The sequence below is a fragment of the Bradyrhizobium sp. B025 genome (assembly GCF_042257955.1).
Taxonomy (GTDB): Bacteria; Pseudomonadota; Alphaproteobacteria; order Rhizobiales; family Xanthobacteraceae; genus Bradyrhizobium; species Bradyrhizobium diazoefficiens.
The window spans coordinates 5,109,535-5,130,072 of the sequence record NZ_CP170150.1 but is presented as its reverse complement, the minus strand read 5'-3'; the positions used below and the strand labels follow the sequence as shown (position 1 = coordinate 5,130,072).

Annotated in this window: 31 protein-coding genes; 30 read left to right on the top strand and 1 reads right to left on the bottom strand. The window is 63.4% G+C overall.

Annotation, left to right across the window (positions count from 1 at the left end):
• Window positions 1–18: 18 nt before the first annotated feature.
• The 29 genes from fusA (at window position 19) to rplQ (ending at window position 18,496) form a co-directional block, all read left to right on the top strand.
• The gene (fusA, locus tag ACE10W_RS23980) at window positions 19–2,091 is read left to right on the top strand and encodes an elongation factor G (protein ID WP_011088153.1); all 2,073 of its coding nucleotides are present in this window, start codon (window positions 19–21) and stop codon (window positions 2,089–2,091) included.
• A 40-nt stretch (window positions 2,092–2,131) separates the two neighbouring features.
• The gene (gene tuf / locus ACE10W_RS23975; RefSeq protein WP_011088152.1) at window positions 2,132–3,322 is read left to right on the top strand and encodes an elongation factor Tu; all 1,191 of its coding nucleotides are present in this window, start codon (window positions 2,132–2,134) and stop codon (window positions 3,320–3,322) included.
• An 81-nt stretch (window positions 3,323–3,403) separates the two neighbouring features.
• Window positions 3,404–3,712, top strand: coding sequence for a 30S ribosomal protein S10 (gene rpsJ / locus ACE10W_RS23970; RefSeq protein ID WP_002712302.1), 309 nt, complete (start codon window positions 3,404–3,406; stop codon window positions 3,710–3,712).
• A gap of 52 nt (window positions 3,713–3,764) precedes the next feature.
• Window positions 3,765–4,481 carry a 50S ribosomal protein L3 gene (rplC, locus tag ACE10W_RS23965; protein WP_011088151.1) on the top strand — a complete coding sequence of 239 codons (717 nt, stop codon included), beginning with the start codon at window positions 3,765–3,767 and terminating at the stop codon, window positions 4,479–4,481.
• A 1-nt stretch (window position 4,482) separates the two neighbouring features.
• Window positions 4,483–5,103 carry a 50S ribosomal protein L4 gene (rplD, locus tag ACE10W_RS23960; protein ID WP_011088150.1) on the top strand — a complete coding sequence of 207 codons (621 nt, stop codon included), beginning with the start codon at window positions 4,483–4,485 and terminating at the stop codon, window positions 5,101–5,103.
• Complete coding sequence (locus ACE10W_RS23955) at window positions 5,100–5,402, top strand: 50S ribosomal protein L23 (protein WP_011088149.1); 303 nt, start codon at window positions 5,100–5,102, stop codon at window positions 5,400–5,402. Before rplD ends, ACE10W_RS23955 begins: the two co-directional genes overlap by 4 nt.
• A 12-nt stretch (window positions 5,403–5,414) precedes the next feature.
• Window positions 5,415–6,248: a 50S ribosomal protein L2 gene (rplB, locus tag ACE10W_RS23950; RefSeq protein ID WP_011088148.1), complete on the top strand. Its 834-nt coding sequence runs from the start codon at window positions 5,415–5,417 to the stop codon at window positions 6,246–6,248.
• Window positions 6,249–6,260: 12 nt separating this feature from the next.
• On the top strand, window positions 6,261–6,539 hold the full coding sequence (gene rpsS / locus ACE10W_RS23945; protein ID WP_008136357.1) for a 30S ribosomal protein S19: 279 nt from the start codon (window positions 6,261–6,263) through the stop codon (window positions 6,537–6,539).
• A gap of 10 nt (window positions 6,540–6,549) precedes the next feature.
• Window positions 6,550–6,939 carry a 50S ribosomal protein L22 gene (rplV, locus tag ACE10W_RS23940; protein ID WP_011088147.1) on the top strand — a complete coding sequence of 130 codons (390 nt, stop codon included), beginning with the start codon at window positions 6,550–6,552 and terminating at the stop codon, window positions 6,937–6,939.
• 18 nt (window positions 6,940–6,957) lie between these two features.
• Window positions 6,958–7,683, top strand: coding sequence for a 30S ribosomal protein S3 (rpsC, locus tag ACE10W_RS23935; RefSeq protein WP_011088146.1), 726 nt, complete (start codon window positions 6,958–6,960; stop codon window positions 7,681–7,683).
• A 30-nt stretch (window positions 7,684–7,713) separates the two neighbouring features.
• A complete protein-coding gene (gene rplP, locus ACE10W_RS23930) occupies window positions 7,714–8,127 on the top strand; it encodes a 50S ribosomal protein L16 (RefSeq protein WP_008549252.1) in 414 nt (137 codons plus the stop codon).
• Window positions 8,128–8,132: 5 nt separating this feature from the next.
• Window positions 8,133–8,339 carry a 50S ribosomal protein L29 gene (gene rpmC, locus ACE10W_RS23925; protein WP_011088144.1) on the top strand — a complete coding sequence of 69 codons (207 nt, stop codon included), beginning with the start codon at window positions 8,133–8,135 and terminating at the stop codon, window positions 8,337–8,339.
• 13 nt (window positions 8,340–8,352) lie between these two features.
• Window positions 8,353–8,601, top strand: coding sequence for a 30S ribosomal protein S17 (rpsQ, locus tag ACE10W_RS23920; RefSeq protein ID WP_011088143.1), 249 nt, complete (start codon window positions 8,353–8,355; stop codon window positions 8,599–8,601).
• Between the two features lie 84 nt (window positions 8,602–8,685).
• Entirely contained in the window at window positions 8,686–9,054 is a 369-nt protein-coding gene (rplN, locus tag ACE10W_RS23915) for a 50S ribosomal protein L14 (protein WP_007603030.1), read from the top strand.
• Window positions 9,054–9,368: a 50S ribosomal protein L24 gene (rplX, locus tag ACE10W_RS23910; RefSeq protein ID WP_011088142.1), complete on the top strand. Its 315-nt coding sequence runs from the start codon at window positions 9,054–9,056 to the stop codon at window positions 9,366–9,368. Before rplN ends, rplX begins: the two co-directional genes overlap by 1 nt.
• Window positions 9,361–9,918 carry a 50S ribosomal protein L5 gene (gene rplE / locus ACE10W_RS23905; RefSeq protein ID WP_011088141.1) on the top strand — a complete coding sequence of 186 codons (558 nt, stop codon included), beginning with the start codon at window positions 9,361–9,363 and terminating at the stop codon, window positions 9,916–9,918. The genes rplX and rplE overlap by 8 nt, the downstream gene beginning before the upstream one ends.
• Window positions 9,919–9,964: 46 nt before the next feature.
• On the top strand, window positions 9,965–10,270 hold the full coding sequence (gene rpsN / locus ACE10W_RS23900; protein ID WP_011088140.1) for a 30S ribosomal protein S14: 306 nt from the start codon (window positions 9,965–9,967) through the stop codon (window positions 10,268–10,270).
• 14 nt (window positions 10,271–10,284) lie between these two features.
• Entirely contained in the window at window positions 10,285–10,683 is a 399-nt protein-coding gene (rpsH, locus tag ACE10W_RS23895) for a 30S ribosomal protein S8 (protein WP_011088139.1), read from the top strand.
• 16 nt (window positions 10,684–10,699) lie between these two features.
• On the top strand, window positions 10,700–11,233 hold the full coding sequence (rplF, locus tag ACE10W_RS23890; protein WP_011088138.1) for a 50S ribosomal protein L6: 534 nt from the start codon (window positions 10,700–10,702) through the stop codon (window positions 11,231–11,233).
• Between the two features lie 11 nt (window positions 11,234–11,244).
• On the top strand, window positions 11,245–11,607 hold the full coding sequence (gene rplR, locus ACE10W_RS23885) for a 50S ribosomal protein L18 (protein WP_007603036.1): 363 nt from the start codon (window positions 11,245–11,247) through the stop codon (window positions 11,605–11,607).
• A gap of 44 nt (window positions 11,608–11,651) precedes the next feature.
• On the top strand, window positions 11,652–12,245 hold the full coding sequence (rpsE, locus tag ACE10W_RS23880) for a 30S ribosomal protein S5 (RefSeq protein WP_008136332.1): 594 nt from the start codon (window positions 11,652–11,654) through the stop codon (window positions 12,243–12,245).
• Window positions 12,246–12,269: 24 nt separating this feature from the next.
• On the top strand, window positions 12,270–12,464 hold the full coding sequence (gene rpmD, locus ACE10W_RS23875) for a 50S ribosomal protein L30 (RefSeq protein ID WP_011088137.1): 195 nt from the start codon (window positions 12,270–12,272) through the stop codon (window positions 12,462–12,464).
• A gap of 75 nt (window positions 12,465–12,539) precedes the next feature.
• Window positions 12,540–13,025: a 50S ribosomal protein L15 gene (gene rplO, locus ACE10W_RS23870; RefSeq protein ID WP_011088136.1), complete on the top strand. Its 486-nt coding sequence runs from the start codon at window positions 12,540–12,542 to the stop codon at window positions 13,023–13,025.
• Between the two features lie 148 nt (window positions 13,026–13,173).
• Entirely contained in the window at window positions 13,174–14,505 is a 1,332-nt protein-coding gene (gene secY / locus ACE10W_RS23865) for a preprotein translocase subunit SecY (protein ID WP_011088135.1), read from the top strand.
• A gap of 279 nt (window positions 14,506–14,784) precedes the next feature.
• Complete coding sequence (locus tag ACE10W_RS23860) at window positions 14,785–15,678, top strand: adenylate kinase (RefSeq protein ID WP_182871959.1); 894 nt, start codon at window positions 14,785–14,787, stop codon at window positions 15,676–15,678.
• Window positions 15,679–15,863: 185 nt separating this feature from the next.
• Window positions 15,864–16,232 (top strand): 30S ribosomal protein S13, encoded by a 369-nt coding sequence (gene rpsM / locus ACE10W_RS23855; RefSeq protein ID WP_011088133.1) that lies wholly within the window; start codon window positions 15,864–15,866, stop codon window positions 16,230–16,232.
• A 122-nt stretch (window positions 16,233–16,354) separates the two neighbouring features.
• Window positions 16,355–16,744 carry a 30S ribosomal protein S11 gene (rpsK, locus tag ACE10W_RS23850; RefSeq protein ID WP_007603045.1) on the top strand — a complete coding sequence of 130 codons (390 nt, stop codon included), beginning with the start codon at window positions 16,355–16,357 and terminating at the stop codon, window positions 16,742–16,744.
• Between the two features lie 112 nt (window positions 16,745–16,856).
• Window positions 16,857–17,888, top strand: coding sequence for a DNA-directed RNA polymerase subunit alpha (locus ACE10W_RS23845; RefSeq protein ID WP_011088132.1), 1,032 nt, complete (start codon window positions 16,857–16,859; stop codon window positions 17,886–17,888).
• Window positions 17,889–18,079: 191 nt separating this feature from the next.
• Entirely contained in the window at window positions 18,080–18,496 is a 417-nt protein-coding gene (rplQ, locus tag ACE10W_RS23840; protein ID WP_011088131.1) for a 50S ribosomal protein L17, read from the top strand.
• A gap of 80 nt (window positions 18,497–18,576) precedes the next feature.
• On the opposite strand, the gene ACE10W_RS23835 is transcribed toward rplQ, so the two are convergent.
• Complete coding sequence (locus ACE10W_RS23835; RefSeq protein WP_011088130.1) at window positions 18,577–19,554, bottom strand: tripartite tricarboxylate transporter substrate binding protein; 978 nt, start codon at window positions 19,552–19,554, stop codon at window positions 18,577–18,579.
• A 187-nt stretch (window positions 19,555–19,741) separates the two neighbouring features.
• On the opposite strand from ACE10W_RS23835, the gene ACE10W_RS23830 reads away from it, so the two are divergent.
• Complete coding sequence (locus tag ACE10W_RS23830) at window positions 19,742–20,530, top strand: SDR family NAD(P)-dependent oxidoreductase (RefSeq protein WP_182871958.1); 789 nt, start codon at window positions 19,742–19,744, stop codon at window positions 20,528–20,530.
• The last annotated feature ends 8 nt before the right edge of the window (window positions 20,531–20,538 follow it).

Genomic DNA, 20,538 nt, shown 5'->3' with positions numbered 1-20,538 from the left:
ACTCGCAAGGAACGACCTATGCCCCGCCAACATGCCATCGAGGACTACCGTAATTTCGGTATCATGGCGCATATCGACGCCGGCAAGACCACGACGACCGAGCGCATCCTCTATTACACCGGCAAGAGCCATAAGATCGGCGAAGTGCACGAAGGTGCCGCGACGATGGACTGGATGGAGCAGGAGCAGGAGCGTGGCATCACGATCACCTCGGCTGCGACCACCGCCTTCTGGGCCGGCAAGCGCCTGAACATCATCGACACTCCCGGCCACGTCGACTTCACCATCGAAGTCGAGCGTTCGCTGCGCGTGCTCGACGGCGCCGTTTGCGTGCTGGACTCGAACCAGGGCGTCGAGCCCCAGACCGAGACCGTCTGGCGCCAGGGCGACAAGTACAAGGTTCCGCGCATCGTCTTCGCCAACAAGATGGACAAGACCGGCGCCGACTTCTTCAAGTGTCTGGCCGACATCGTTGACCGCCTAGGCGCCAAGCCGATCGCGATCCAGCTTCCGATCGGTGCCGAGAACAACTTCAAGGGTCTCGTCGACCTCGTGAAGATGAAGGGCATCGTCTGGAACGATGAATCGCTCGGCGCCAAGTTCGACTACGTCGACATCCCGGAAGACCTCGTCGAGCAGGCCAAGGAATATCGCGAGAAGATGGTGGAAGCCGCCGTCGAGCTCGACGACGACGCATTGGCCGCCTTCCTCGACGGCAACGAGCCGGACGAAGCGACCCTGAAGCGCCTGATCCGCAAGGCGGTGCTGACCGGCGCGTTCTATCCCGTGCTGTGCGGCTCGGCCTTCAAGAACAAGGGCGTGCAGCCGCTGCTCGACGCCGTCGTCGACTACCTGCCGTCGCCGATCGACGTGCCCGCGATCAAGGGCACCGACGACCGCGGCAACGAGGTCGTGCGCAAGGCCGACGACAAGGAGCCGCTCGCGCTGCTCGCGTTCAAGATCATGGACGACCCGTTCGTCGGCACCATCACCTTCTGCCGCATCTACTCCGGCGTTCTGCAGAGCGGCACCGGCGTCGTGAACTCGACCCGCGAGAAGAAGGAGCGCATCGGGCGCATGCTGCTGATGCATGCGAACAACCGCGAAGACATCAAGGAAGCCTATGCCGGCGACATCGTCGCCCTGGCCGGCCTGAAGGAAGCGCGCACCGGTGACACGCTGTGCGATCCCGACAAGCAGGTGATCCTGGAGAAGATGGAATTCCCCGAGCCGGTCATCGAGATCGCGATCGAGCCGAAGTCCAAGGCCGACCAGGAGAAGCTGGGCGTGGCGCTGGCCAAGCTCGCGGCGGAGGATCCGTCCTTCCGCGTGTCGACCGACCAGGAGTCCGGCCAGACCATCCTCAAGGGCATGGGCGAACTCCATCTCGACATCAAGGTCGACATCCTCAAGCGCACCTACAAGGTCGACGCCAACATCGGCGCGCCGCAGGTCGCTTTCCGTGAGCGCGTCACCAAGAAGGCCGAGGTCAAGTACACCCACAAGAAGCAGACCGGCGGTACCGGTCAGTTCGCGGAAGTGTCGATCGTGGTCGAGCCGAACGAGCCCGGCAAGGGCTATGAGTTCGAGTCCAAGATCGTTGGCGGTGCGGTTCCGAAGGAATACATCCCCGGCGTCGAAAAGGGCCTCAACAGCGTGATGAGCTCTGGTGTCGTCGCGGGCTTCCCCGTGGTCGACGTCAAGGTTCAGCTCGTCGACGGCAAGTACCACGACGTCGACTCGTCGGCGCTCGCCTTCGAAATCGCATCGCGCGCGGCATTCCGCGAAGCCTTGCAGAAGGGCAAGTCCGTGCTGCTCGAGCCGATCATGAAGGTCGAAGTGGTGACCCCGGAAGACTATACCGGCTCGGTCATCGGCGACCTGAATTCCCGGCGCGGTCAGATCCAGGGTCAAGACATGCGCGGCAACGCCAACGTCATCAACGCGATGGTGCCGCTCATGAACATGTTCGGTTACGTGAATAACCTGCGCTCGATGAGCCAGGGGCGCGCAACCTTCACCATGCAGTTCGATCACTACGCAGAAGCGCCGGCCAACGTGTCGGCAGAAGTCCAAAAGAAGTTTGCCTGATTGTCGTCGGTCTCAAGCTGACGATTGAACGGAGAGTCAAATGGCCAAAGCAAAGTTTGAACGTAACAAGCCGCACTGCAACATCGGCACCATCGGTCACGTCGACCATGGCAAGACGTCGTTGACCGCGGCGATCACCAAGATCCTCGCCGAGACCGGCGGTGCAACGTTCACCGCGTACGACCAGATCGACAAGGCGCCGGAAGAGAAGGCGCGCGGCATCACGATCTCGACCGCGCACGTCGAGTACGAGACCAAGAACCGCCACTACGCCCACGTCGACTGCCCCGGCCACGCCGACTACGTGAAGAACATGATCACCGGCGCCGCCCAGATGGACGGTGCGATCCTGGTCGTGTCGGCCGCTGACGGCCCGATGCCGCAGACCCGCGAGCACATCCTGCTCGCCCGCCAGGTCGGCGTGCCCGCGCTCGTCGTGTTCCTCAACAAGTGCGACATGGTCGACGATCCGGAGCTGCTCGAGCTCGTCGAGCTCGAAGTCCGCGAACTGCTCTCGAAGTACGAATTCCCGGGCGACAAGATCCCGATCATCAAGGGCTCGGCGCTCGCCGCTCTCGAAGATTCGGACAAGAAGCTCGGCCACGACGCCATCCTCGAGCTGATGCGCAACGTCGACGAGTACATCCCGCAGCCGGAGCGTCCGATCGACCAGCCGTTCCTGATGCCGGTTGAAGACGTGTTCTCGATCTCGGGCCGCGGCACCGTGGTGACCGGCCGTGTCGAGCGCGGCATCGTCAAGGTCGGCGAGGAAATCGAGATCGTCGGTCTGCGTGCGACCCAGAAGACCACCGTCACCGGTGTCGAAATGTTCCGCAAGCTGCTCGATCAGGGCCAGGCCGGCGACAACATCGGCGCTCTGCTCCGCGGCACCAAGCGCGAGGACGTCGAGCGCGGCCAGGTGCTGGCGAAGCCGGGTTCGGTCAAGCCGCACACCAAGTTCAAGGCTGAGGCCTACATCCTCACCAAGGAAGAGGGCGGTCGCCACACCCCGTTCTTCACCAACTACCGTCCGCAGTTCTACTTCCGCACCACCGACGTGACCGGTGTCGTGCATCTGCCGGAAGGTACCGAGATGGTGATGCCGGGCGACAACATCGCGATGGAAGTGCACCTGATTGTGCCGATCGCGATGGAAGAGAAGCTCCGCTTCGCGATCCGCGAGGGCGGTCGTACCGTCGGCGCCGGCGTCGTCGCCTCGATCATCGAGTAATACGAGAATAGGGATCGGCGAGTAGCGAATGGTGACATTCGCTATTCGCTATTCGCCACCCACTGAAGAGAGACCACGGCAATGAACGGCCAAAACATTCGTATCCGTCTCAAGGCGTTCGACCATCGTATCCTCGATACGTCGACCCGCGAGATCGTGAACACGGCGAAGCGCACCGGCGCGCAGGTCCGCGGACCCATTCCGCTGCCCACCCGCATCGAGAAGTTCACCGTCAACCGTTCGCCCCACGTCGACAAGAAGAGCCGCGAACAGTTCGAGATGCGCACTCACAAGCGCCTGCTCGACATCGTCGATCCGACCCCGCAGACCGTCGATGCTTTGATGAAGCTCGATCTGGCCGCCGGTGTCGACGTCGAGATCAAGCTCTAAGATTTTTGGATCCCGTTCGCGTAAGCGGACAGAAAGAACAGGAAGCAAGCCGATGCGCTCCGGAGTGATCGCACAAAAGGTCGGGATGACGCGGGTCTTCACGGAGGCCGGCGAACATATCCCCGTGACCGTGCTGAAGCTCGGCAATTGCCAGGTCGTAGGCCACCGTACCGAAGAGAAGAACGGTTACGTCGCGCTCCAGCTCGGTTCTGGCAGTCGCAAGACCGTTTACATGCCCAAGGCGGAGCGCGGCCAGTTCGCGGTCGCCAAGGTCGAGCCGAAGCGCCGGGTCGAGGAATTCCGCGTCACCGCGGATGCCATGATCCCGGTCGGCGCCGAGATCCAGGCCGATCATTTCGTGGTTGGCCAGTTCGTCGACGTCACCGGCACCTCGGTCGGTAAGGGCTTCGCCGGCGGCATGAAGCGGTGGAACTTCGGCGGTCTGCGCGCCACGCACGGTGTGTCGATCTCGCACCGTTCGATCGGTTCGACCGGTGGTCGTCAGGATCCCGGCAAGACCTGGAAGAACAAGAAGATGCCCGGCCACATGGGTGTCGACCGCATCACCACGCTCAATCTTCGAGTCGTTCAGCTCGACGTCGAGCGCGGCCTGATCCTCGTCGAAGGCGCCGTTCCCGGCTCCAAGGGCGGCTGGATCCGCGTGCGCGACGCCGTCAAGAAGCCGCTGCCGAAGGAAGCTCCGAAGCCCGGCAAGTTCAAGGTTGCGGGTGGCGAAGCCGAGGCTGCGGCCCAGCAGGAGGGTGCGTGAGATGGAATTGAAGGTCACCACCCTCGAAGGTAAGGAAGCCGGCTCGGTCCAGCTTTCCGACGCCATTTTCGGCCTCGAGCCGCGCCAGGACATCATTGCGCGTTGCGTGCAGTGGCAGCTCAACAAGCGTCAGGCCGGCACCCACAAGGCCAAGGGCCGCGCCGAGATCTGGCGCACCGGCAAGAAGATGTACAAGCAGAAGGGCACCGGCGGTGCTCGTCACGGCTCGGCCCGCGTGCCGCAGTTCCGGGGCGGTGGCCGCGCCTTCGGTCCGGTGGTGCGTTCGCACGCCACCGACCTGCCGAAGAAGGTCCGCGCGCTGGCTCTCAAGCATGCGTTGTCGGCCAAGGCCAAGGACGGTGATCTGCTGGTGATCGACAAGGCCGCGCTGGAAGCCGCCAAGACCAAGGCGCTGCTCGGTCACTTCTCGGGTCTGGGCTTGACCAACGCGCTGATCATCGACGGCGCCGAGCTCAACAACGGCTTTGCCGCCGCGGCTCGCAACATCCCGAACATGGACGTGCTGCCGATCCAGGGCATCAACGTCTATGACATCCTGCGCCGTCAGAAGCTCGTTCTGACCAAGGCCGCCATCGATGCGCTGGAGGCGCGCTTCAAATGACGAAGAACATTGAGCCTCGCCACTACGACGTGATCGTTGCTCCGGTCGTCACCGAAAAGGCGACGCTGGCGTCCGAGCACAACAAGGTCCTGTTCAAGGTGGCCGCGAAGGCGACCAAGCCGCAGATCAAGGAAGCGATCGAGAAGCTGTTCGACGTCAAGGTCAAGAGCGTCAACACGCTGGTCCGCAAGGGCAAGACCAAGGTCTTCCGCGGCAACCTCGGTTCGCAGTCGAACACCAAGCGCGCGATCGTGACCCTCGAAGAGGGCCACCGGATCGACGTAACCACCGGTCTGTAAGGTCGTACGACGATGGCACTGAAGACATTCAATCCCACGACGCCGGGCCAGCGCCAGCTGGTCATGGTCGATCGTTCGGCCCTGTACAAGGGCAAGCCGGTCAAGGCCCTCACCGAAGGCAAGCATTCCTCCGGCGGTCGCAACAACACCGGTCGCATCACCGTGCGCTTCCGCGGCGGCGGTCACAAGCAGACCCTGCGCATCGTCGACTTCAAGCGCGACAAGGTCGATGCGCCCGCGACCGTCGAGCGGCTGGAATACGATCCGAACCGCACTGCGTTCATCGCACTGGTCAAGTACGAAGACGGCACCCAGGCCTATATCCTGGCGCCGCAGCGCCTTGCGGTCGGCGATTCCGTGGTGGCCGGCAACTATGTCGACGTGAAGCCGGGTAACGTCATGCCGCTCGGCAACATGCCGGTCGGCACGATCATCCACAACATCGAGGTCAAGATCGGGAAGGGCGGCCAGCTCGCCCGTTCCGCGGGCACCTACGCCCAGCTCGTCGGTCGCGACCAGGACTACGTCATCATCCGCCTGAACTCGGGTGAGCAGCGCCTGGTGCACGGCCGTTGCCGCGGCACGATCGGCGCGGTGTCGAACCCGGATCACATGAACACCTCGATCGGCAAGGCCGGCCGCAACCGTTGGTTGGGTCGCAAGCCGCACAACCGCGGTGTTTCGATGAACCCGATCGACCATCCGCACGGCGGTGGTGAAGGTCGTACCTCGGGCGGTCGCCACCCGGTTACTCCGTGGGGCAAGCCGACCAAGGGCAAGAAGACCCGCTCCAATAAGTCGACCAACAAATTCATTCTCCTAAGCCGCCACAAGCGGAAGAAGTAAGGAACGCCGGACATGGTTCGTTCAGTCTGGAAAGGCCCGTTCGTCGAGGGTTCTCTGCTCAAGAAGGCAGATGCCGCGCGCGCGTCCGGCCGTCACGACGTCATCAAGATCTGGAGCCGTCGTTCGACGATCCTGCCGCAGTTCGTCGGTCTGACCTTCGGCGTCTACAACGGTCAGAAGCACGTGCCGGTGGCCGTCAACGAGGAAATGGTCGGTCACAAGTTCGGCGAGTTCTCGCCGACCCGGACCTTCCATGGCCACTCCGGTGACAAGAAAGCCAAGAAGGCTTGAGGATTAAACGATGAGCAAACCTAAGCGCGAACGGAGCCTCGCCGAGAACGAGGCCAAGGCGGTCGCCCGGATGCTGCGGGTGAGCCCGCAGAAGCTCAACCTGGTCGCCCAGCTCATTCGCGGCCGGAAGGCGGCTGCTGCGCTCGCCGATCTGCAGTTTTCGCGCAAGCGGATCGCGGTTGACGTGAAGAAGTGCCTGGAATCGGCTATCGCCAATGCCGAGAACAACCACGACCTCGACGTTGACGATCTCGTCGTGGCGCAGGCCTTCGTCGGCAACGGCCTCGTGATGAAGCGCTTTGCCGCCCGCGGCCGTGGCCGTTCGGGCCGTGTCTACAAACCATTTTCGCAGCTGACGATCATTGTTCGTCAGGTCGAAGCCGAAGCAGCAGCGGCTTAAGGGTCGCAGGAGAAAACGATGGGTCAAAAGATCAATCCGATCGGTCTGCGTCTCGGCATCAACCGGACCTGGGATTCCCGCTGGTTCGCCGGCAAGCAGGAATACGGCAAGCTGCTGCACGAGGACGTCAAGATCCGTGAGATCCTGCACAAGGAGCTCAAGCAGGCGGCCGTCGCCCGCATCGTGATCGAGCGTCCGCACAAGAAGTGCCGCGTCACCATCCACTCGGCCCGTCCGGGCGTGGTGATCGGCAAGAAGGGCGCCGACATCGACAAGCTGCGTAAGCGGGTCGCGGACATCACCTCGTCCGACGTCGTCATCAACATCGTCGAGATCCGCAAGCCGGAGCTCGATGCGACGCTGGTGGCCGAGTCGATCGCGCAGCAGCTGGAGCGCCGCGTGGCGTTCCGCCGTGCCATGAAGCGCGCCGTGCAGTCGGCGATGCGTCTCGGCGCGGAAGGCATCCGCATCAACTGCTCGGGACGTCTGGGCGGTGCGGAAATCGCGCGCATGGAGTGGTACCGCGAAGGTCGCGTGCCGCTGCACACGCTGCGCGCCGACATCGACTACGGCGTTGCGACCGCGTTCACGACCTTCGGCACCTGCGGCGTCAAGGTCTGGATCTTCAAGGGCGAGATCCTCGAGCACGATCCGATGGCCCAGGACAAGAGAATGGCCGAAGGCGAGACCGGCGGCGGTGGTGATCGTGGTGGCCGTCAGCGCCGCGACAACGCTGCGGTCTGAGCCAGCACAGGAATTTGAGGGCTTAAAGCCATGATGCAACCTAAGAAAACGAAGTTCCGGAAGGCGCATAAGGGCCGCATCCACGGCGTTGCGTCTTCGGGCGCGACGTTGGCGTTCGGCCAGTACGGCCTGAAGGCGACCGAGCCTGAGCGCGTCACTGCGCGCCAGATCGAAGCCGCTCGCCGCGCGCTGACCCGTCACATGAAGCGCGCCGGCCGCGTCTGGATCCGCGTGTTCCCCGACCTTCCGGTGTCGAAGAAGCCGGCCGAAGTCCGCATGGGTTCCGGCAAGGGTTCGCCGGAACTGTGGGTGGCGCGCGTCAAGCCGGGCCGGGTGCTGTTCGAGATCGACGGCGTCAACACCCAGACGGCGCGTGAGGCGCTGACCCTGGCGGCCGCCAAGCTGCCGATCAAGACGCGCTTCGTCGAGCGCATTGCGGAGTAATGGCCATGGCCCAGATGAAGATCGAAGACATCCGCGCGATGAGCCCCGACCAGCAGGATGACGCCATCCTGAACCTGAAGAAGGAGCGCTTCAACCTGCGCTTCCAGCGCGCCACCGGGCAGCTCGAGAACACCTCGCGCCTGCGCGAGGCTCGCCGCGACATCGCCCGGATCAAGACCGTCGCCGCGCAGACGCGCGCGAAGAAGAAGTAAGAGGCTTACGAAGATGCCGAAACGTACTTTGCAGGGCGTGGTCGTCAGCGACAAGACAGCCAAGACGGTCGTTGTGCGCGTCGATCGCCGCTTCACGCACCCGATCTACAAGAAGACGATCCGCCGTTCGAAGAACTACCACGCGCACGACGAGAACAATGAGTTCAAGCCGGGCGACATGGTTTGGATCGAGGAATCGAAGCCGATTTCGAAGTTGAAGCGCTGGGTCGTGATCCGGGGCGAACACAAGAAAAGCGCCTGATCTGTTGGCTTTAGCCGACTGTCTTCAGGGAAATGTTGAGCGCCGGCTGGGCTGGCGCAAGAGAGAAGAGGACGAGGTGCATCAATGATTCAGATGCAGACCAACCTCGACGTGGCCGACAATTCTGGCGCACGCCGTGTCATGTGTATCAAGGTGCTCGGGGGCTCCAAGCGCCGCTACGCCACGATCGGCGACATCATCGTCGTCTCGATCAAGGAAGCGATTCCGCGTGGCAAGGTGAAGAAGGGCGACGTGATGAAGGCCGTCGTGGTGCGCGTCCGCAAGGACATCCGCCGCGCCGACGGTTCGGTCATCCGCTTCGACCGCAACGCCGCCGTGCTGATCAACAACCAGTCCGAGCCGGTCGGCACCCGTATCTTCGGGCCCGTGCCGCGCGAGCTGCGCGCCAAGAATCACATGAAGATCATTTCCCTCGCGCCGGAGGTGCTGTGATGGCTGCGAAGATCCGCAAGGGCGACAAGGTCGTCGTGCTGACCGGTCGCGACAAGGGGCGCACCGGCGAAGTGTTCGAGGTTCGCCCCGACGCCGGTACGGCGCTCGTGCGCGGCATCAACATGGTCAAGCGTCACCAGAAGCAGACGCAGGCCCAGGAGGGCGGCATCATCTCGAAAGAGGCGCCGATCCAACTGTCCAACATCGCGTATGTCGGCAAGGACGGAAAGCCGACCCGCGTCGGATTCAAGATTCTGGCGGACGGCAAGAAGGTCCGCATCGCCAAGAGCTCGGGAGCTGAGATCGATGGCTGAGGCTGCTTACACGCCGCGCCTGCGCGCGGAATACGATGCGAAGATCCGCACGGCGATGACCGAGAAGTTCGGTTACGAGAACGTCATGCAGGTTCCGCGCCTGGACAAGGTCGTGCTGAACATGGGCGTTGGCGATTCCGTCAACGATCGCAAGAAGGCCGAGACCGCCGCTGCCGAGCTGACCCAGATCGCCGGCCAGAAGGCGATCGTGACCTATTCGCGCATCGCGATCGCGACCTTCAAGCTGCGTGAGAACCAGCCGATCGGCTGTAAGGTCACGCTGCGCAAGGCCCGCATGTACGAGTTCATCGACCGCCTGGTCACGGTCGCGCTGCCGCGCGTCCGCGACTTCCGCGGCCTGAACCCGAAGAGCTTCGACGGCCGCGGCAACTACTCGCTCGGCATCAAGGAGCACATCATTTTCCCCGAGATCGACTTCGACAAGGTCACGGAAGCCCGCGGTATGGACATCACCGTCTGCACCACGGCCAAGACCGACGAAGAGGCGAGGGCCTTGTTGACCGCTTTCAATTTCCCGTTCCGGCAGTGAGACGCTGACCTAAAGCCTCTCAAACGCGGATACCCAGGAGCCAAGCATGGCAAAGAAGAGTTCAATCGAGAAGAACAACCGGCGCAAGCGGATGGTGAAGAACGCCGCCCCGAAGCGCGAGCGGTTGAAGGCGATCATCGCCGACAAGACGTTGCCGATGGAGGAGCGGTTCGCCGCGACCCTGAAGCTCGCCGAGATGCCGCGCAATTCGTCGGCGACCCGCGTGCGTCTTCGTTGCGAGCTGTCGGGCCGTCCGCGCTCGAACTACCGCAAGAACAAGCTGTCCCGTATCGCGCTGCGCGAACTTGGCTCCAAGGGCATGGTCCCGGGCCTCGTGAAGTCGAGCTGGTAAGGAGGGTCGTTTAGATGTCTACGCACGATCCAATCAGCGATCTGATCACCCGCATCCGCAACGCGCAGATGCGCTCCAAGACCAAGGTCTCCACGCCGGGCTCGCGGATGCGCGAGAACGTGCTCGAGGTGCTCAAGAGCGAGGGCTACATCCGCGGCTATGCCACGGTCGAGCACTCCTCGGGCCGCAGCGAGATCGAGATCGAGCTGAAGTATTTCGACGGCGAGCCCGTCATCCGCGAGATCGAACGTGTTTCCAAGCCCGGGCGTCGTGTTTACGCCTCGGTGAAGAACCTGCCGCGGGTCAACAACGGGCTCGGCATTTCGGTGTTGTCGACGCCGAAGGGGATCATGGCCGACCACAGCGCGCGCGACGCGAATGTGGGCGGTGAAGTCCTCTTCACGGTGTTCTGAGAAGGATTTTTGATCCATGTCACGTGTTGGCAAAAGGCCTGTGGCGGTTCCGTCGGGTGTTACCGCGACCGTCGACGGGCAGACCGTCAAGATGAAGGGGCCCAAGGGCCAGCTTCAGTTCGTCGTCCATGACGACGTCGAGGTGAAGCTCGAGAGCGGCCAGATCAAGGTCAAGCCGCGGCTCGAGACCAACCGCGCCCGGGCGCTGTATGGTACCGCTCGCGCCCAGGTCGCGAATCTGGTCGAAGGCGTCACCAAGGGCTTCGAGAAGAAGCTCGAGATCACCGGCGTCGGCTACCGCGCCGCGATGCAGGGCAAGAACCTGCAGCTCGCGCTCGGCTACAGCCACGACGTGATCTACACGATCCCCGAAGGGATCACGATCACGGTGCCGAAGCCGACCGAAATCACGGTGACGGGCAGCGACATTCAACGCGTCGGCCAGGTCGCGGCCGAAATCCGCTCATACCGCCCGCCGGAGCCCTACAAGGGCAAGGGCGTGAAGTATGTTGGCGAATTCATCTTCCGCAAGGAAGGCAAGAAGAAGTAACGGAGCCGGTCATGTCGAAAGCCAAGGTTACGAATGCCCGGCGCAAGCGGAGTGTGCGGCTGAAGCTGCGCCGCTCCGGTGGTGGCCGTCCGCGTCTGTCGGTGTTCCGCTCGTCCAAGCACATCTACGCCCAGGTCATCGACGATCTGAAGGGCGAGACGCTGGCCTCCGCCTCCTCGCTCGAGAAGTCGATGCGCGACGGCGGCAAGACCGGCGCCGACATCGATGCGGCGAAGGCGGTCGGCAAGCTGCTGGCCGAGCGCGCCGCCGAGAAGGGCGTCAAGGAAGTCGTGTTCGATCGCGGCAGCTACCTCTATCACGGGCGCGTCAAGGCTCTTGCCGATGCGGCGCGTGAGAGCGGGCTGAGCTTCTAACAGAATTTGAGGATTGAGGCGTAAGCCTCTGAAGGATTGGAAAAATGGCAGAACGCGAACAACGTGGTGGACGCGATCAACGCGGCGGCGGACGCGAACGCAAGGAGCGCGAGGAGCGCGACAGCGAGTTCGTCGACAAGCTCGTCCACATCAACCGCGTGGCCAAGGTCGTCAAGGGCGGCAAGCGCTTCGGTTTCGCAGCGCTGGTCGTGATCGGCGACCAGAAGGGCCGCGCCGGCTTCGGTCACGGCAAGGCGCGCGAAGTGCCTGAGGCGATCCGCAAGGCAACCGAGTCCGCCAAGCGCAACCTGACCCGCGTGTCGCTGCGCGAGGGCCGCACGCTGCATCACGACATCGCCGGCCGTCATGGCGCGGGCCGTGTCTACCTGCGTGCCGCTCCGGCCGGTACCGGCATCATCGCCGGCGGCCCGATGCGCGCCGTGTTCGAGACGCTCGGCGTCCAGGACGTGGTGGCGAAGTCGATCGGCTCTTCGAACCCGTACAACATGGTGCGCGCGACCTTCGACGCGCTGAAGCACCAGGATTCGCCGCGTTCGGTCGCAGCCCGCCGCAATATCAAGGTGTCCACCCTCCAGTCGCGCCGTATCGGCGGCGATGCCGAGGCGGCTGCCGACTAACGGAAGCTTTTCGGAGTAGATCAAATGGCCAAGGCCGCAAAGACGATCAAGCTCGAGCAGACCGGCAGCGCGATCCGCCGCCATCACTCGCAGCGTTCGACGCTGATCGGGCTCAAGCTCAACAAGATCGGCCGCACCAGCGAACTGCCGGACACTCCGGCCGTGCGCGGCATGATCGAGAAGGTTCACCATCTCGTCCGCATCGTCGACGAGAAGTAAGCAAAGGCGCATGATCCCGAAAAACGGGTGCCGGTTTTCGGTGAAGATCATGCGCAAGACACAAGGAGAAGGGCGATGAAGCTCAGCGATATCGCCGACAACGCCGGCTCGCGCAAAAAGCGTATGCGCGTCGGCCGCGGCATCGGTTCGGGCAAGGGCAAGCAGTCGGGCCGCGGCGGCAAGGGCCAGACCGCGCGTTCGGGCGTGCGCATCAAGGGTTTCGAAGGCGGCCAGATGCCGATGCATCGCCGTCTGCCCAAGCGCGGCTTCAACAACATCTTCCGCGTCGAGTTCGCCGAGATCAATCTCGACCGGCTCCAGGAAGCGGTCGATGCCAAGAAGATCGACGCCGGCAGCGTCGTGAACGTCGAGGCCCTGGTGAAGGGGGGCGTGCTGCGCCGCGCCAAGGGCGGCCTGCGGCTGCTCGGCCGTGGCGAGCTCAAGTCCAAGCTCAACATCGAGGTGCACGGCGCCACCAAGACCGCGATTGCCGCGGTCGAGAAGGCGGGCGGCTCGGTGAAGATCCTCGCCCCTGCCAAGGAAGAAGGCGAGGCGGCGTAACAACTGCGTCATTGGCCCGCGGCTCGCGGGCCTTTACGCATGCGGGACGTGGACTTATCGATGCCGAGCCCCAGATAATGTCCGGCGTCCGCTAAAGTAGCCCGGCCGCGGGCATGACGGCGCAACAGGCGGCGGGAGAAAGTCCAAGATGGCCTCAGCAGCGGAACAACTGGCAGCCAACCTCAATTTCGGTGCGTTTGCCAAGGCTGACGAACTGAAGAAGCGCATCTGGTTCACCCTGGGCGCGCTGCTCGTTTATCGGCTGGGGACCTACATCCCGTTGCCGGGCATCGATCCCAACATTTGGGAGCAGGTGTTCCGCTCCCAGGCGGGCGGCATCCTCGGCATGTTCAACATGTTCGCCGGCGGCGGCATCCACCGCATGGCGATCTTCGCGCTGAACATCATGCCGTACATCTCGGCCTCGATCATCATCCAGCTCCTGACCACCGTCTCGCCGCAGCTCGAGGCGCTGAAGAAGGAAGGCGAGGCCGGCCGCAAGACGCTGAACCAGTACACCCGCTATCTGACCGTCATCCTGGCGGCGTTCCAGTCCTACGGCATCGCGGTGGGCCTTGAGGGGGCCGGCAACGTCGTCAGCGACCCCGGCATGTTCTTCCGCCTGTCCACGGCGATCACACTGACCGGCGGCACCATGTTCCTGATGTGGCTGGGCGAGCAGATCACCTCGCGCGGCATCGGCAACGGCATCTCGCTGATCATTCTCTCCGGCATCGTCGCCGAGCTGCCCGCGGCGCTCGCCAACATGCTCGAGCTCGGCCGTCAGGGTGCGATGTCGACCGGCCTGATCCTGGTCGTCATCATCATGGCGGTCGCCGTGATCGCCTTCATCGTGTTCATGGAGCGCGCGCAGCGCCGCCTGCTGATCCAGTATCCGAAGCGCCAGGTCGGCAACAAGATGTTCGAGGGTCAGTCCTCGCATCTGCCGCTCAAGCTCAACACCTCGGGCGTGATTCCGCCGATCTTCGCGTCTTCGCTCTTGTTGCTGCCGACCACGGTTGCGAACTTCAATGCGGGCAGCGGGCCGGAATGGTTCCAGTGGATCACCACCCAGCTCGGCCACGGCCGTCCGCTGTTCCTGATCATGTATCTCGCGCTAATCGTGTTCTTCGCGTTCTTCTACACCGCGATCGTGTTCAACCCGACCGAGACCGCGGACAATCTGAAGAAGCACGGCGGCTTCATTCCGGGCATTCGCCCCGGCGAGCGCACCGCGGAATACATCGACTACGTGCTGTCGCGCATCACCGTGCTCGGCGCGATCTATCTGGCGATCGTCTGCTTGATCCCCGAAATCCTGATCTCCTATGCCTCGGTGCCGTTCTACTTCGGCGGTACCTCGCTGCTGATCGTGGTCAGCGTGACCATGGACACGGTGGCGCAGGTGCAGGGCTATCTGCTGGCCCATCAGTACGAAGGCCTGATCCGCAAGTCGAAGCTGCGCGGTCGCCGCCGCTAAGCGCGGCGTCCTCTGAAGGCGGCGCGACTGCGCCGCCGATTCGCCCGCGCGAGAGCAACGCGCGGCGCCCGCAGAGACGACCAGCCAGCCGTTCGATCGCATCGGCGGAGCTGCTCTCAGCGCGATGCAATCCCTGATTTCAAAGGCCTTCTTGGCGACCGGGTATTCGCTCCCCTATGATATGGGTAGCGGTGCGGCGCCGATTATGGTTTGCACTGTTCTTGATCTTCAAACACAGGTGCGCGACGTATCGCTCACCAATCCGGGGGGCGTACGCCGATGAGAATTATACTTCTGGGACCGCCGGGGTCGGGCAAAGGGACCCAGGCGCAGCTGCTGGTGGAGCGCTATGGTATCGTCCAGCTCTCGACCGGCGAGATGCTGCGTGCGGCCGTGGCGGCGGGAACGCCGGTCGGTCTGAAGGCCAAGGAGATCATGGCCAGCGGCGGCCTCGTACCCGACGACGTCGTGGTCGGAATCATCTCCGACCGGATCGACCAGCCGGACGCCAAGAACGGTTTCATCCTCGACGGTTTCCCGCGCACCGTGCCGCAGGCCGAGGCGCTCGATGAGCTGCTGAGGCAGAAGCACCTCAAGCTCGATGCAGTGATCGAGCTCCGCGTCAACGAAAGCGCGCTGCTGAGTCGCGTCGAGACCCGAGTCGCCCAGATGCGGGAGCGCGGTGAGGAGGTTCGCCTCGACGATACCCCCGAGGTCCTGACCAAGCGGCTTGCCAGCTACCGCAGCCAGACGGAGCCGCTGATTCACTACTATTCCGAGCGGCGGAAGCTCTCGACCATCGATGGCATGATGGCCATCGACGAGGTCACCCGTGCGGTTCACCGCCAGCTCCTGGCGCTCGGGGCAGTCGAGCCCAAGACGCATGGCAAGGGAACTGCCAAGGGAACTGCCCAGAGTGCCGCCAAGACGGCGCCGGCCAAGAAGGGGGCGGCCAAGGCCAAAACAGCCAAGAAGTCGGCGAAAACGGCCAAAAAACCCGCCAAATCCGCTAAAAAGGCGACCAAGAAGGCCGTGAAGGGCACCAAGAAGGCGGTCAAGAAGACCGCGAAGAAGACGGTGAAGAAGGCTGCCAAAAAGACCGCCGGGAAGGCTGTCAAAAAAGGTGCCAAAAAGGCCGCAAAAAAGGTCACGAAAAAGCGAGCTAAGCGCTAGCAGCGGTTGACGAAAGCCCCCGGAATCCCTTAATAAGCCCCGCATCCAAGTCGGATAGTTTCAGACGATGCCGGGCCCCAGGAAGACCGGGGGTGGGCGTCGTGTTCGCGTTTGTGAACACCTGCCCGAGAACGCAAGCACTTAAAGCCTGGTCCTGACGAGGACCGGCAACAGGAGAGAAGGCCGTGGCCCGTATTGCCGGCGTGAACATTCCCACCAACAAGCGCGTGCTGATCGCGCTCCAGTACATCCATGGCATCGGTCAGAAGATCGCCGGTGAGATTCTGGAGAAGGTGAAGATCCCGGTGGATCGTCGCGTCAGCCAGCTCAGCGACGCCGAAGTGCTCCAGATCCGCGAAGTCATCGACCGCGACTATCTCGTCGAGGGTGACCTGCGTCGTGAGGTCGGCATCAACATCAAGCGTCTGATGGACCTCGGCTGCTATCGCGGCCTGCGTCATCGTCGCGGTCTGCCGGTGCGCGGTCAGCGTACCCACACCAATGCGCGCACGCGCAAGGGCCCGGCCAAGGCCATCGCCGGCAAGAAGAAGTAAGTTTTCGCATCCAATCGCGGCGTGTGGCGAACCGGGGATACCCGTTCGCCACGCGCCTTTCGTTCCACAGGTGTAGCCGCTGGCATTACGGCGGCGTTTGAGATCTCCAGGAAAGGTACTCAATGGGCAAGGAAGCCACCCGCGTTCGCCGTCGTGAACGCAAGAACATCGCCTCCGGCGTTGCGCACGTGAACTCGTCGTTCAACAACACAACCATCACCATCACCGACGCGCAGGGCAACACGATTGCCTGGTCCTCCGCCGGCACGATGGGCTTCAAGGGCTCGCGCAAGTCGACCCCGTACGCGGCGCAGGTTGCCGCCGAGGACGTGTCGAAGAAGGCGCAGGAGCACGGCATGCGCACGCTGGAAGTCGAAGTCGCCGGTCCCGGTTCGGGCCGCGAATCGGCGCTGCGCGCGCTCCAGGCCGCCGGCTTCACCGTCACCTCGATCCGCGACGTGACCACGATCCCGCACAACGGTTGCCGTCCCCGCAAGCGTCGGCGCGTTTGATACGAGGTTGCGGGTGCATCGGCGCCCGCAATGACTTTTGCAAGAAGCCGCAGGTGCGACCTGCGGCCTTTCTCCAACGCCAGTGTCTGCAACGGCAGTTCGACTGGCCTGTATGGGTGAAACAGTGACGATCCAGAAAAATTGGCAAGAACTGATTCGGCCGAACAAGCTCCAGGTCACGCCCGGCAGCGATCCGGCCCGTTTCGCGACCATCGTCGCCGAGCCGCTCGAGCGCGGCTTCGGCCAGACCCTCGGCAACGCGCTGCGCCGAATCCTGCTCTCCTCGCTCCAGGGCGCGGCGGTGCAGTCGGTGCACATCGACGGCGTGCTGCACGAGTTCTCCTCGATCGCTGGCGTCCGTGAGGACGTCACCGACATCGTGCTCAACATCAAGGACATCTCGATCAAGATGCAGGGCGAAGGCCCCAAGCGCATGGTCGTGAAGAAGCAGGGCCCGGGCGTCGTCACCGCCGGCGACATCCAGACTGTCGGCGACGTCGTCGTGCTCAATCCGGACCTCCAGATCTGCACCCTCGACGAGGGCGCGGAGATTCGCATGGAGTTCACCGTCGCGACCGGCAAGGGCTATGTGCCCGCCGAGCGCAACCGTCCCGAGGATGCGCCGATCGGCCTGATCCCGGTCGACAGCCTGTACTCGCCGGTCCGCAAGGTCTCCTACAAGGTCGAGAACACCCGCGAGGGCCAGATCCTCGACTACGACAAGCTGACCATGACGATCGAGACCAACGGCGCGATCTCGCCGGATGACTCGGTGGCTTACGCCGCCCGCATCCTCCAGGATCAGCTCAACGTGTTCGTCAACTTCGAAGAGCCGCGCAAGGAAGTCGCCCAGGAGATCATCCCGGACCTCGCCTTCAACCCGGCCTTCCTCAAGAAGGTGGACGAGCTCGAGCTGTCGGTGCGTTCGGCCAACTGCTTGAAGAACGACAACATCGTCTACATCGGCGATCTCGTGCAGAAGAGCGAGGCGGAAATGCTCCGCACCCCGAACTTCGGCCGCAAGTCGCTGAACGAGATCAAGGAAGTGCTGGCTCAGATGGGTCTGCATCTCGGCATGGAAGTGCCGGGCTGGCCGCCGGAGAACATCGACGAGCTCGCCAAGCGCTTCGAGGATCACTACTGAGATTCGTCGTTCCGGGGTGATGCGACGGGACCGCGCAACCGCGGCCCTGGAGCATCGAACCCGGAACCTCGAGATTCCGGGTTCGGCTCTGCGAGCCGCCCCGGAATAACTGACTGGGCGAACGCAGGCAGCCCACCTGAGCAACATGTCCGACGAACCGTCGCGGCAGTTTTAACGTAAGGAATAGTTACATGCGTCACGGCAAGGTTCATCGGAAGCTCAACCGCACGGCCGAGCACCGCAGGGCGATGTTCGCCAACATGGCGGCCGCGCTGATCAAGCACGAGCAGATCGTCACCACGCTGCCGAAGGCCAAGGAGCTCCGTCCGATCGTCGAGAAGCTCGTCACCCTCGGCAAGAAGGGCGGGCTGGCCATGCGCCGCCAGGCGATCTCCGAGATGCGCGACAAGGATCAGGTCAAGAAGCTCTTCGACGTGCTCGCGACCCGCTACAAGGACCGCCAGGGCGGCTACACCCGCATCATCAAGGCCGGCTTCCGCTACGGCGACAACGCCGCGATGGCCGTGATCGAGTTCGTCGATCGCGACGTCGATGCCAAGGGCCAGGACTCCGGTCCGGTGCAGGAGAAGGAAGCCGAGGCGGCGTAAGCCGTTTCAGCAGGTACGGAATTGAAAGCGGCGCCCTCGGGCGCCGCTTTTGTTTTTGGGGCTCGCGAAGATCAGCGCGGCTATTCTTCCTTGATCCCCGCCCTTTGCGCGATCTCCTTCATCTCGGCGGTCTCCTTGCCGATGGCTCCTGCCCAATCGCTGTAGCGCATGAAGCCCGGTTCGAAGCCGACCGTGGTGAAGCGCTCGATGACGGAAGGGCTGTTGACGATCTCCTCCAGCGCCGCCGTCAGCTTGTCGTGAACGGCCGGCGGCAGCCCCTTGGGCGCGACGACCGCGCCCCAGGACGCGAAGTCGATGCCGGTGTAGCCGAGCTCGGCAAGCGTCGGCACGTCGGGCAGGTAGGGCGTGCGCTTGCCGGAGAACACCGCGAGCACCTTGACGGTACCCGCCTCGATCTGCGGCTTCACGGCGATCACGGTGTCGACGTGGTACTGGATGTGCTTGCCGATGAGGTCGTTCATCGCCGGTGCGCTGCCCTTGTAGGGCAGGTGGACCATCTTGACCCCGGCACTCGACTTGAACAGCTCGCCGGCGAAATGCGAGACGGTCGCGACGCCGAAGGATGCGAGCGACAGCTTGTCGGGATTGGCCTTCGCCTCGGCGACGAGCGAAGCGACGTCCTTGACGGGATTGTCCTTGTAAGTGACGAGCGCCAGCGTGATCTTGCCGACTTGGCCGAGCGGCTCGAAATCCTTGGCCGCGTCGTAAGGCACGCTTTCCTTCACGGCTGCCGGCAGCGTGAAGCTCGAGTTCGAGCTGAAGAACAGGGTGTAGCCGTCAGGCGCCGAACGTGCGACTTCCTTGGCCGCGATCGTGGTGCCGCCCCCGGGACGGTTCATGATGATCACGGGCTTGCCGAGCCGCGTCTCCAGCTCGCCGCCGATGATGCGCGCGACCACGTCGGAGGCGCCGCCCGGCGGGAAGGGGACGATCAATTGCAAAGATTTCTCCGGATAGACCGTTTGAGCCGGCGCGAGCGAATTGCCGCCCATCAAGCCGACCAGTCCGAGAAAAATCGTGAGAGCCGTCCGCTTCATCGCATAGTTCTTCCGTGTTCACATGAGACGCCGTGCTGCTTAGCAATAATCGTTCCAGCCGCGGCTCAGGCGGGGTGTCTACGTTGTCGCAGGAAAAGTGCTCTGCGTCTCACTGATTGGTGAGCGCCGATTGCGGCCCGATCCGCCGCGTCCGATATTCCCATCATCGATCTGATGGAGATACTACATGAATATCGACCTTTCCGGAAAAACTGCACTGGTGACCGGCTCGACCGCTGGCATCGGCCACGCCATTGCCAGAGGTCTCGCCGCCTCCGGTGCGAGCGTCGTGATCAACGGGCGCGGCCAGGACAAGGTCGACGCCGCCGTGCGCAAGCTGGAAGCGGCGGGTGGCAAGGTGCGCGGCATCGCCGCCGACGTCTCGACGGCGGCGGGCTGCAAGGCGCTTGTGTCCGAGCTGCCCGAGGTCGACATCCTCATCAACAATGCCGGGATCTTCGAGCCGAAGGACTTTTTCGATATCCCGGACGAGGACTGGAGCCGCTTCTTCGAGGTCAACGTCATGAGCGGCGTGCGGCTGTCGCGCGCATACCTGAAGGGCATGCTCAAGCGCAACTGGGGTCGCATCGTCTTCATCTCCTCGGAATCCGGCCTCAACATTCCCGTCGAGATGATTCACTACGGCATGAGCAAGACCGCCCAGCTCTCGGTCGCGCGCGGTCTGGCGCAGCTCACCCGCGGCACCGGCGTCACCGTCAATTCCGTGCTGCCGGGCCCGACCATGTCGGAGGGTGTCGAGACCTTCGTGAAGGATCTCGCGAAGCAAAACGGTCAGTCGGTGGATGAGGCCGCCGCCAATTTCGTCAAGCAGCATCGCCCGAGTTCGCTGATCCAGCGCTTCGCCAGCGTCGACGAGATCGCCAATATGGTGGTCTATGTTGCGTCGAAGGAAGCGTCCGCGACCAATGGCGCGGCGCTGCGGGCCGAGGGTGGTATCGTCAACACGATTGCCTGAGGCTGCGC

Coding starts and splice junctions, on each gene's coding strand:
- rplB (WP_011088148.1), top strand. CDS start 5,415: ATGGCACTGAAGACATTCAATCCCACGACGCCGGGCCAGCGCCAGCTG.
- rplC (WP_011088151.1), top strand. CDS start 3,765: ATGCGCTCCGGAGTGATCGCACAAAAGGTCGGGATGACGCGGGTCTTC.
- ACE10W_RS23835 (WP_011088130.1), bottom strand. CDS start 19,554: ATGAAGCGGACGGCTCTCACGATTTTTCTCGGACTGGTCGGCTTGATG.
- rpsE (WP_008136332.1), top strand. CDS start 11,652: ATGGCAGAACGCGAACAACGTGGTGGACGCGATCAACGCGGCGGCGGA.
- rplF (WP_011088138.1), top strand. CDS start 10,700: ATGTCACGTGTTGGCAAAAGGCCTGTGGCGGTTCCGTCGGGTGTTACC.
- secY (WP_011088135.1), top strand. CDS start 13,174: ATGGCCTCAGCAGCGGAACAACTGGCAGCCAACCTCAATTTCGGTGCG.
- rpsH (WP_011088139.1), top strand. CDS start 10,285: ATGTCTACGCACGATCCAATCAGCGATCTGATCACCCGCATCCGCAAC.
- tuf (WP_011088152.1), top strand. CDS start 2,132: ATGGCCAAAGCAAAGTTTGAACGTAACAAGCCGCACTGCAACATCGGC.
- rpmC (WP_011088144.1), top strand. CDS start 8,133: ATGGCCCAGATGAAGATCGAAGACATCCGCGCGATGAGCCCCGACCAG.
- ACE10W_RS23845 (WP_011088132.1), top strand. CDS start 16,857: ATGGGTGAAACAGTGACGATCCAGAAAAATTGGCAAGAACTGATTCGG.
- rplN (WP_007603030.1), top strand. CDS start 8,686: ATGATTCAGATGCAGACCAACCTCGACGTGGCCGACAATTCTGGCGCA.
- rpsJ (WP_002712302.1), top strand. CDS start 3,404: ATGAACGGCCAAAACATTCGTATCCGTCTCAAGGCGTTCGACCATCGT.
- ACE10W_RS23955 (WP_011088149.1), top strand. CDS start 5,100: ATGACGAAGAACATTGAGCCTCGCCACTACGACGTGATCGTTGCTCCG.
- rplV (WP_011088147.1), top strand. CDS start 6,550: ATGAGCAAACCTAAGCGCGAACGGAGCCTCGCCGAGAACGAGGCCAAG.
- rpsC (WP_011088146.1), top strand. CDS start 6,958: ATGGGTCAAAAGATCAATCCGATCGGTCTGCGTCTCGGCATCAACCGG.
- rplD (WP_011088150.1), top strand. CDS start 4,483: ATGGAATTGAAGGTCACCACCCTCGAAGGTAAGGAAGCCGGCTCGGTC.
- rplQ (WP_011088131.1), top strand. CDS start 18,080: ATGCGTCACGGCAAGGTTCATCGGAAGCTCAACCGCACGGCCGAGCAC.
- rplX (WP_011088142.1), top strand. CDS start 9,054: ATGGCTGCGAAGATCCGCAAGGGCGACAAGGTCGTCGTGCTGACCGGT.
- rplE (WP_011088141.1), top strand. CDS start 9,361: ATGGCTGAGGCTGCTTACACGCCGCGCCTGCGCGCGGAATACGATGCG.
- rpmD (WP_011088137.1), top strand. CDS start 12,270: ATGGCCAAGGCCGCAAAGACGATCAAGCTCGAGCAGACCGGCAGCGCG.
- rpsN (WP_011088140.1), top strand. CDS start 9,965: ATGGCAAAGAAGAGTTCAATCGAGAAGAACAACCGGCGCAAGCGGATG.
- fusA (WP_011088153.1), top strand. CDS start 19: ATGCCCCGCCAACATGCCATCGAGGACTACCGTAATTTCGGTATCATG.
- ACE10W_RS23860 (WP_182871959.1), top strand. CDS start 14,785: ATGAGAATTATACTTCTGGGACCGCCGGGGTCGGGCAAAGGGACCCAG.
- rpsQ (WP_011088143.1), top strand. CDS start 8,353: ATGCCGAAACGTACTTTGCAGGGCGTGGTCGTCAGCGACAAGACAGCC.
- rpsS (WP_008136357.1), top strand. CDS start 6,261: ATGGTTCGTTCAGTCTGGAAAGGCCCGTTCGTCGAGGGTTCTCTGCTC.
- rplR (WP_007603036.1), top strand. CDS start 11,245: ATGTCGAAAGCCAAGGTTACGAATGCCCGGCGCAAGCGGAGTGTGCGG.
- ACE10W_RS23830 (WP_182871958.1), top strand. CDS start 19,742: ATGAATATCGACCTTTCCGGAAAAACTGCACTGGTGACCGGCTCGACC.
- rplO (WP_011088136.1), top strand. CDS start 12,540: ATGAAGCTCAGCGATATCGCCGACAACGCCGGCTCGCGCAAAAAGCGT.
- rpsK (WP_007603045.1), top strand. CDS start 16,355: ATGGGCAAGGAAGCCACCCGCGTTCGCCGTCGTGAACGCAAGAACATC.
- rplP (WP_008549252.1), top strand. CDS start 7,714: ATGATGCAACCTAAGAAAACGAAGTTCCGGAAGGCGCATAAGGGCCGC.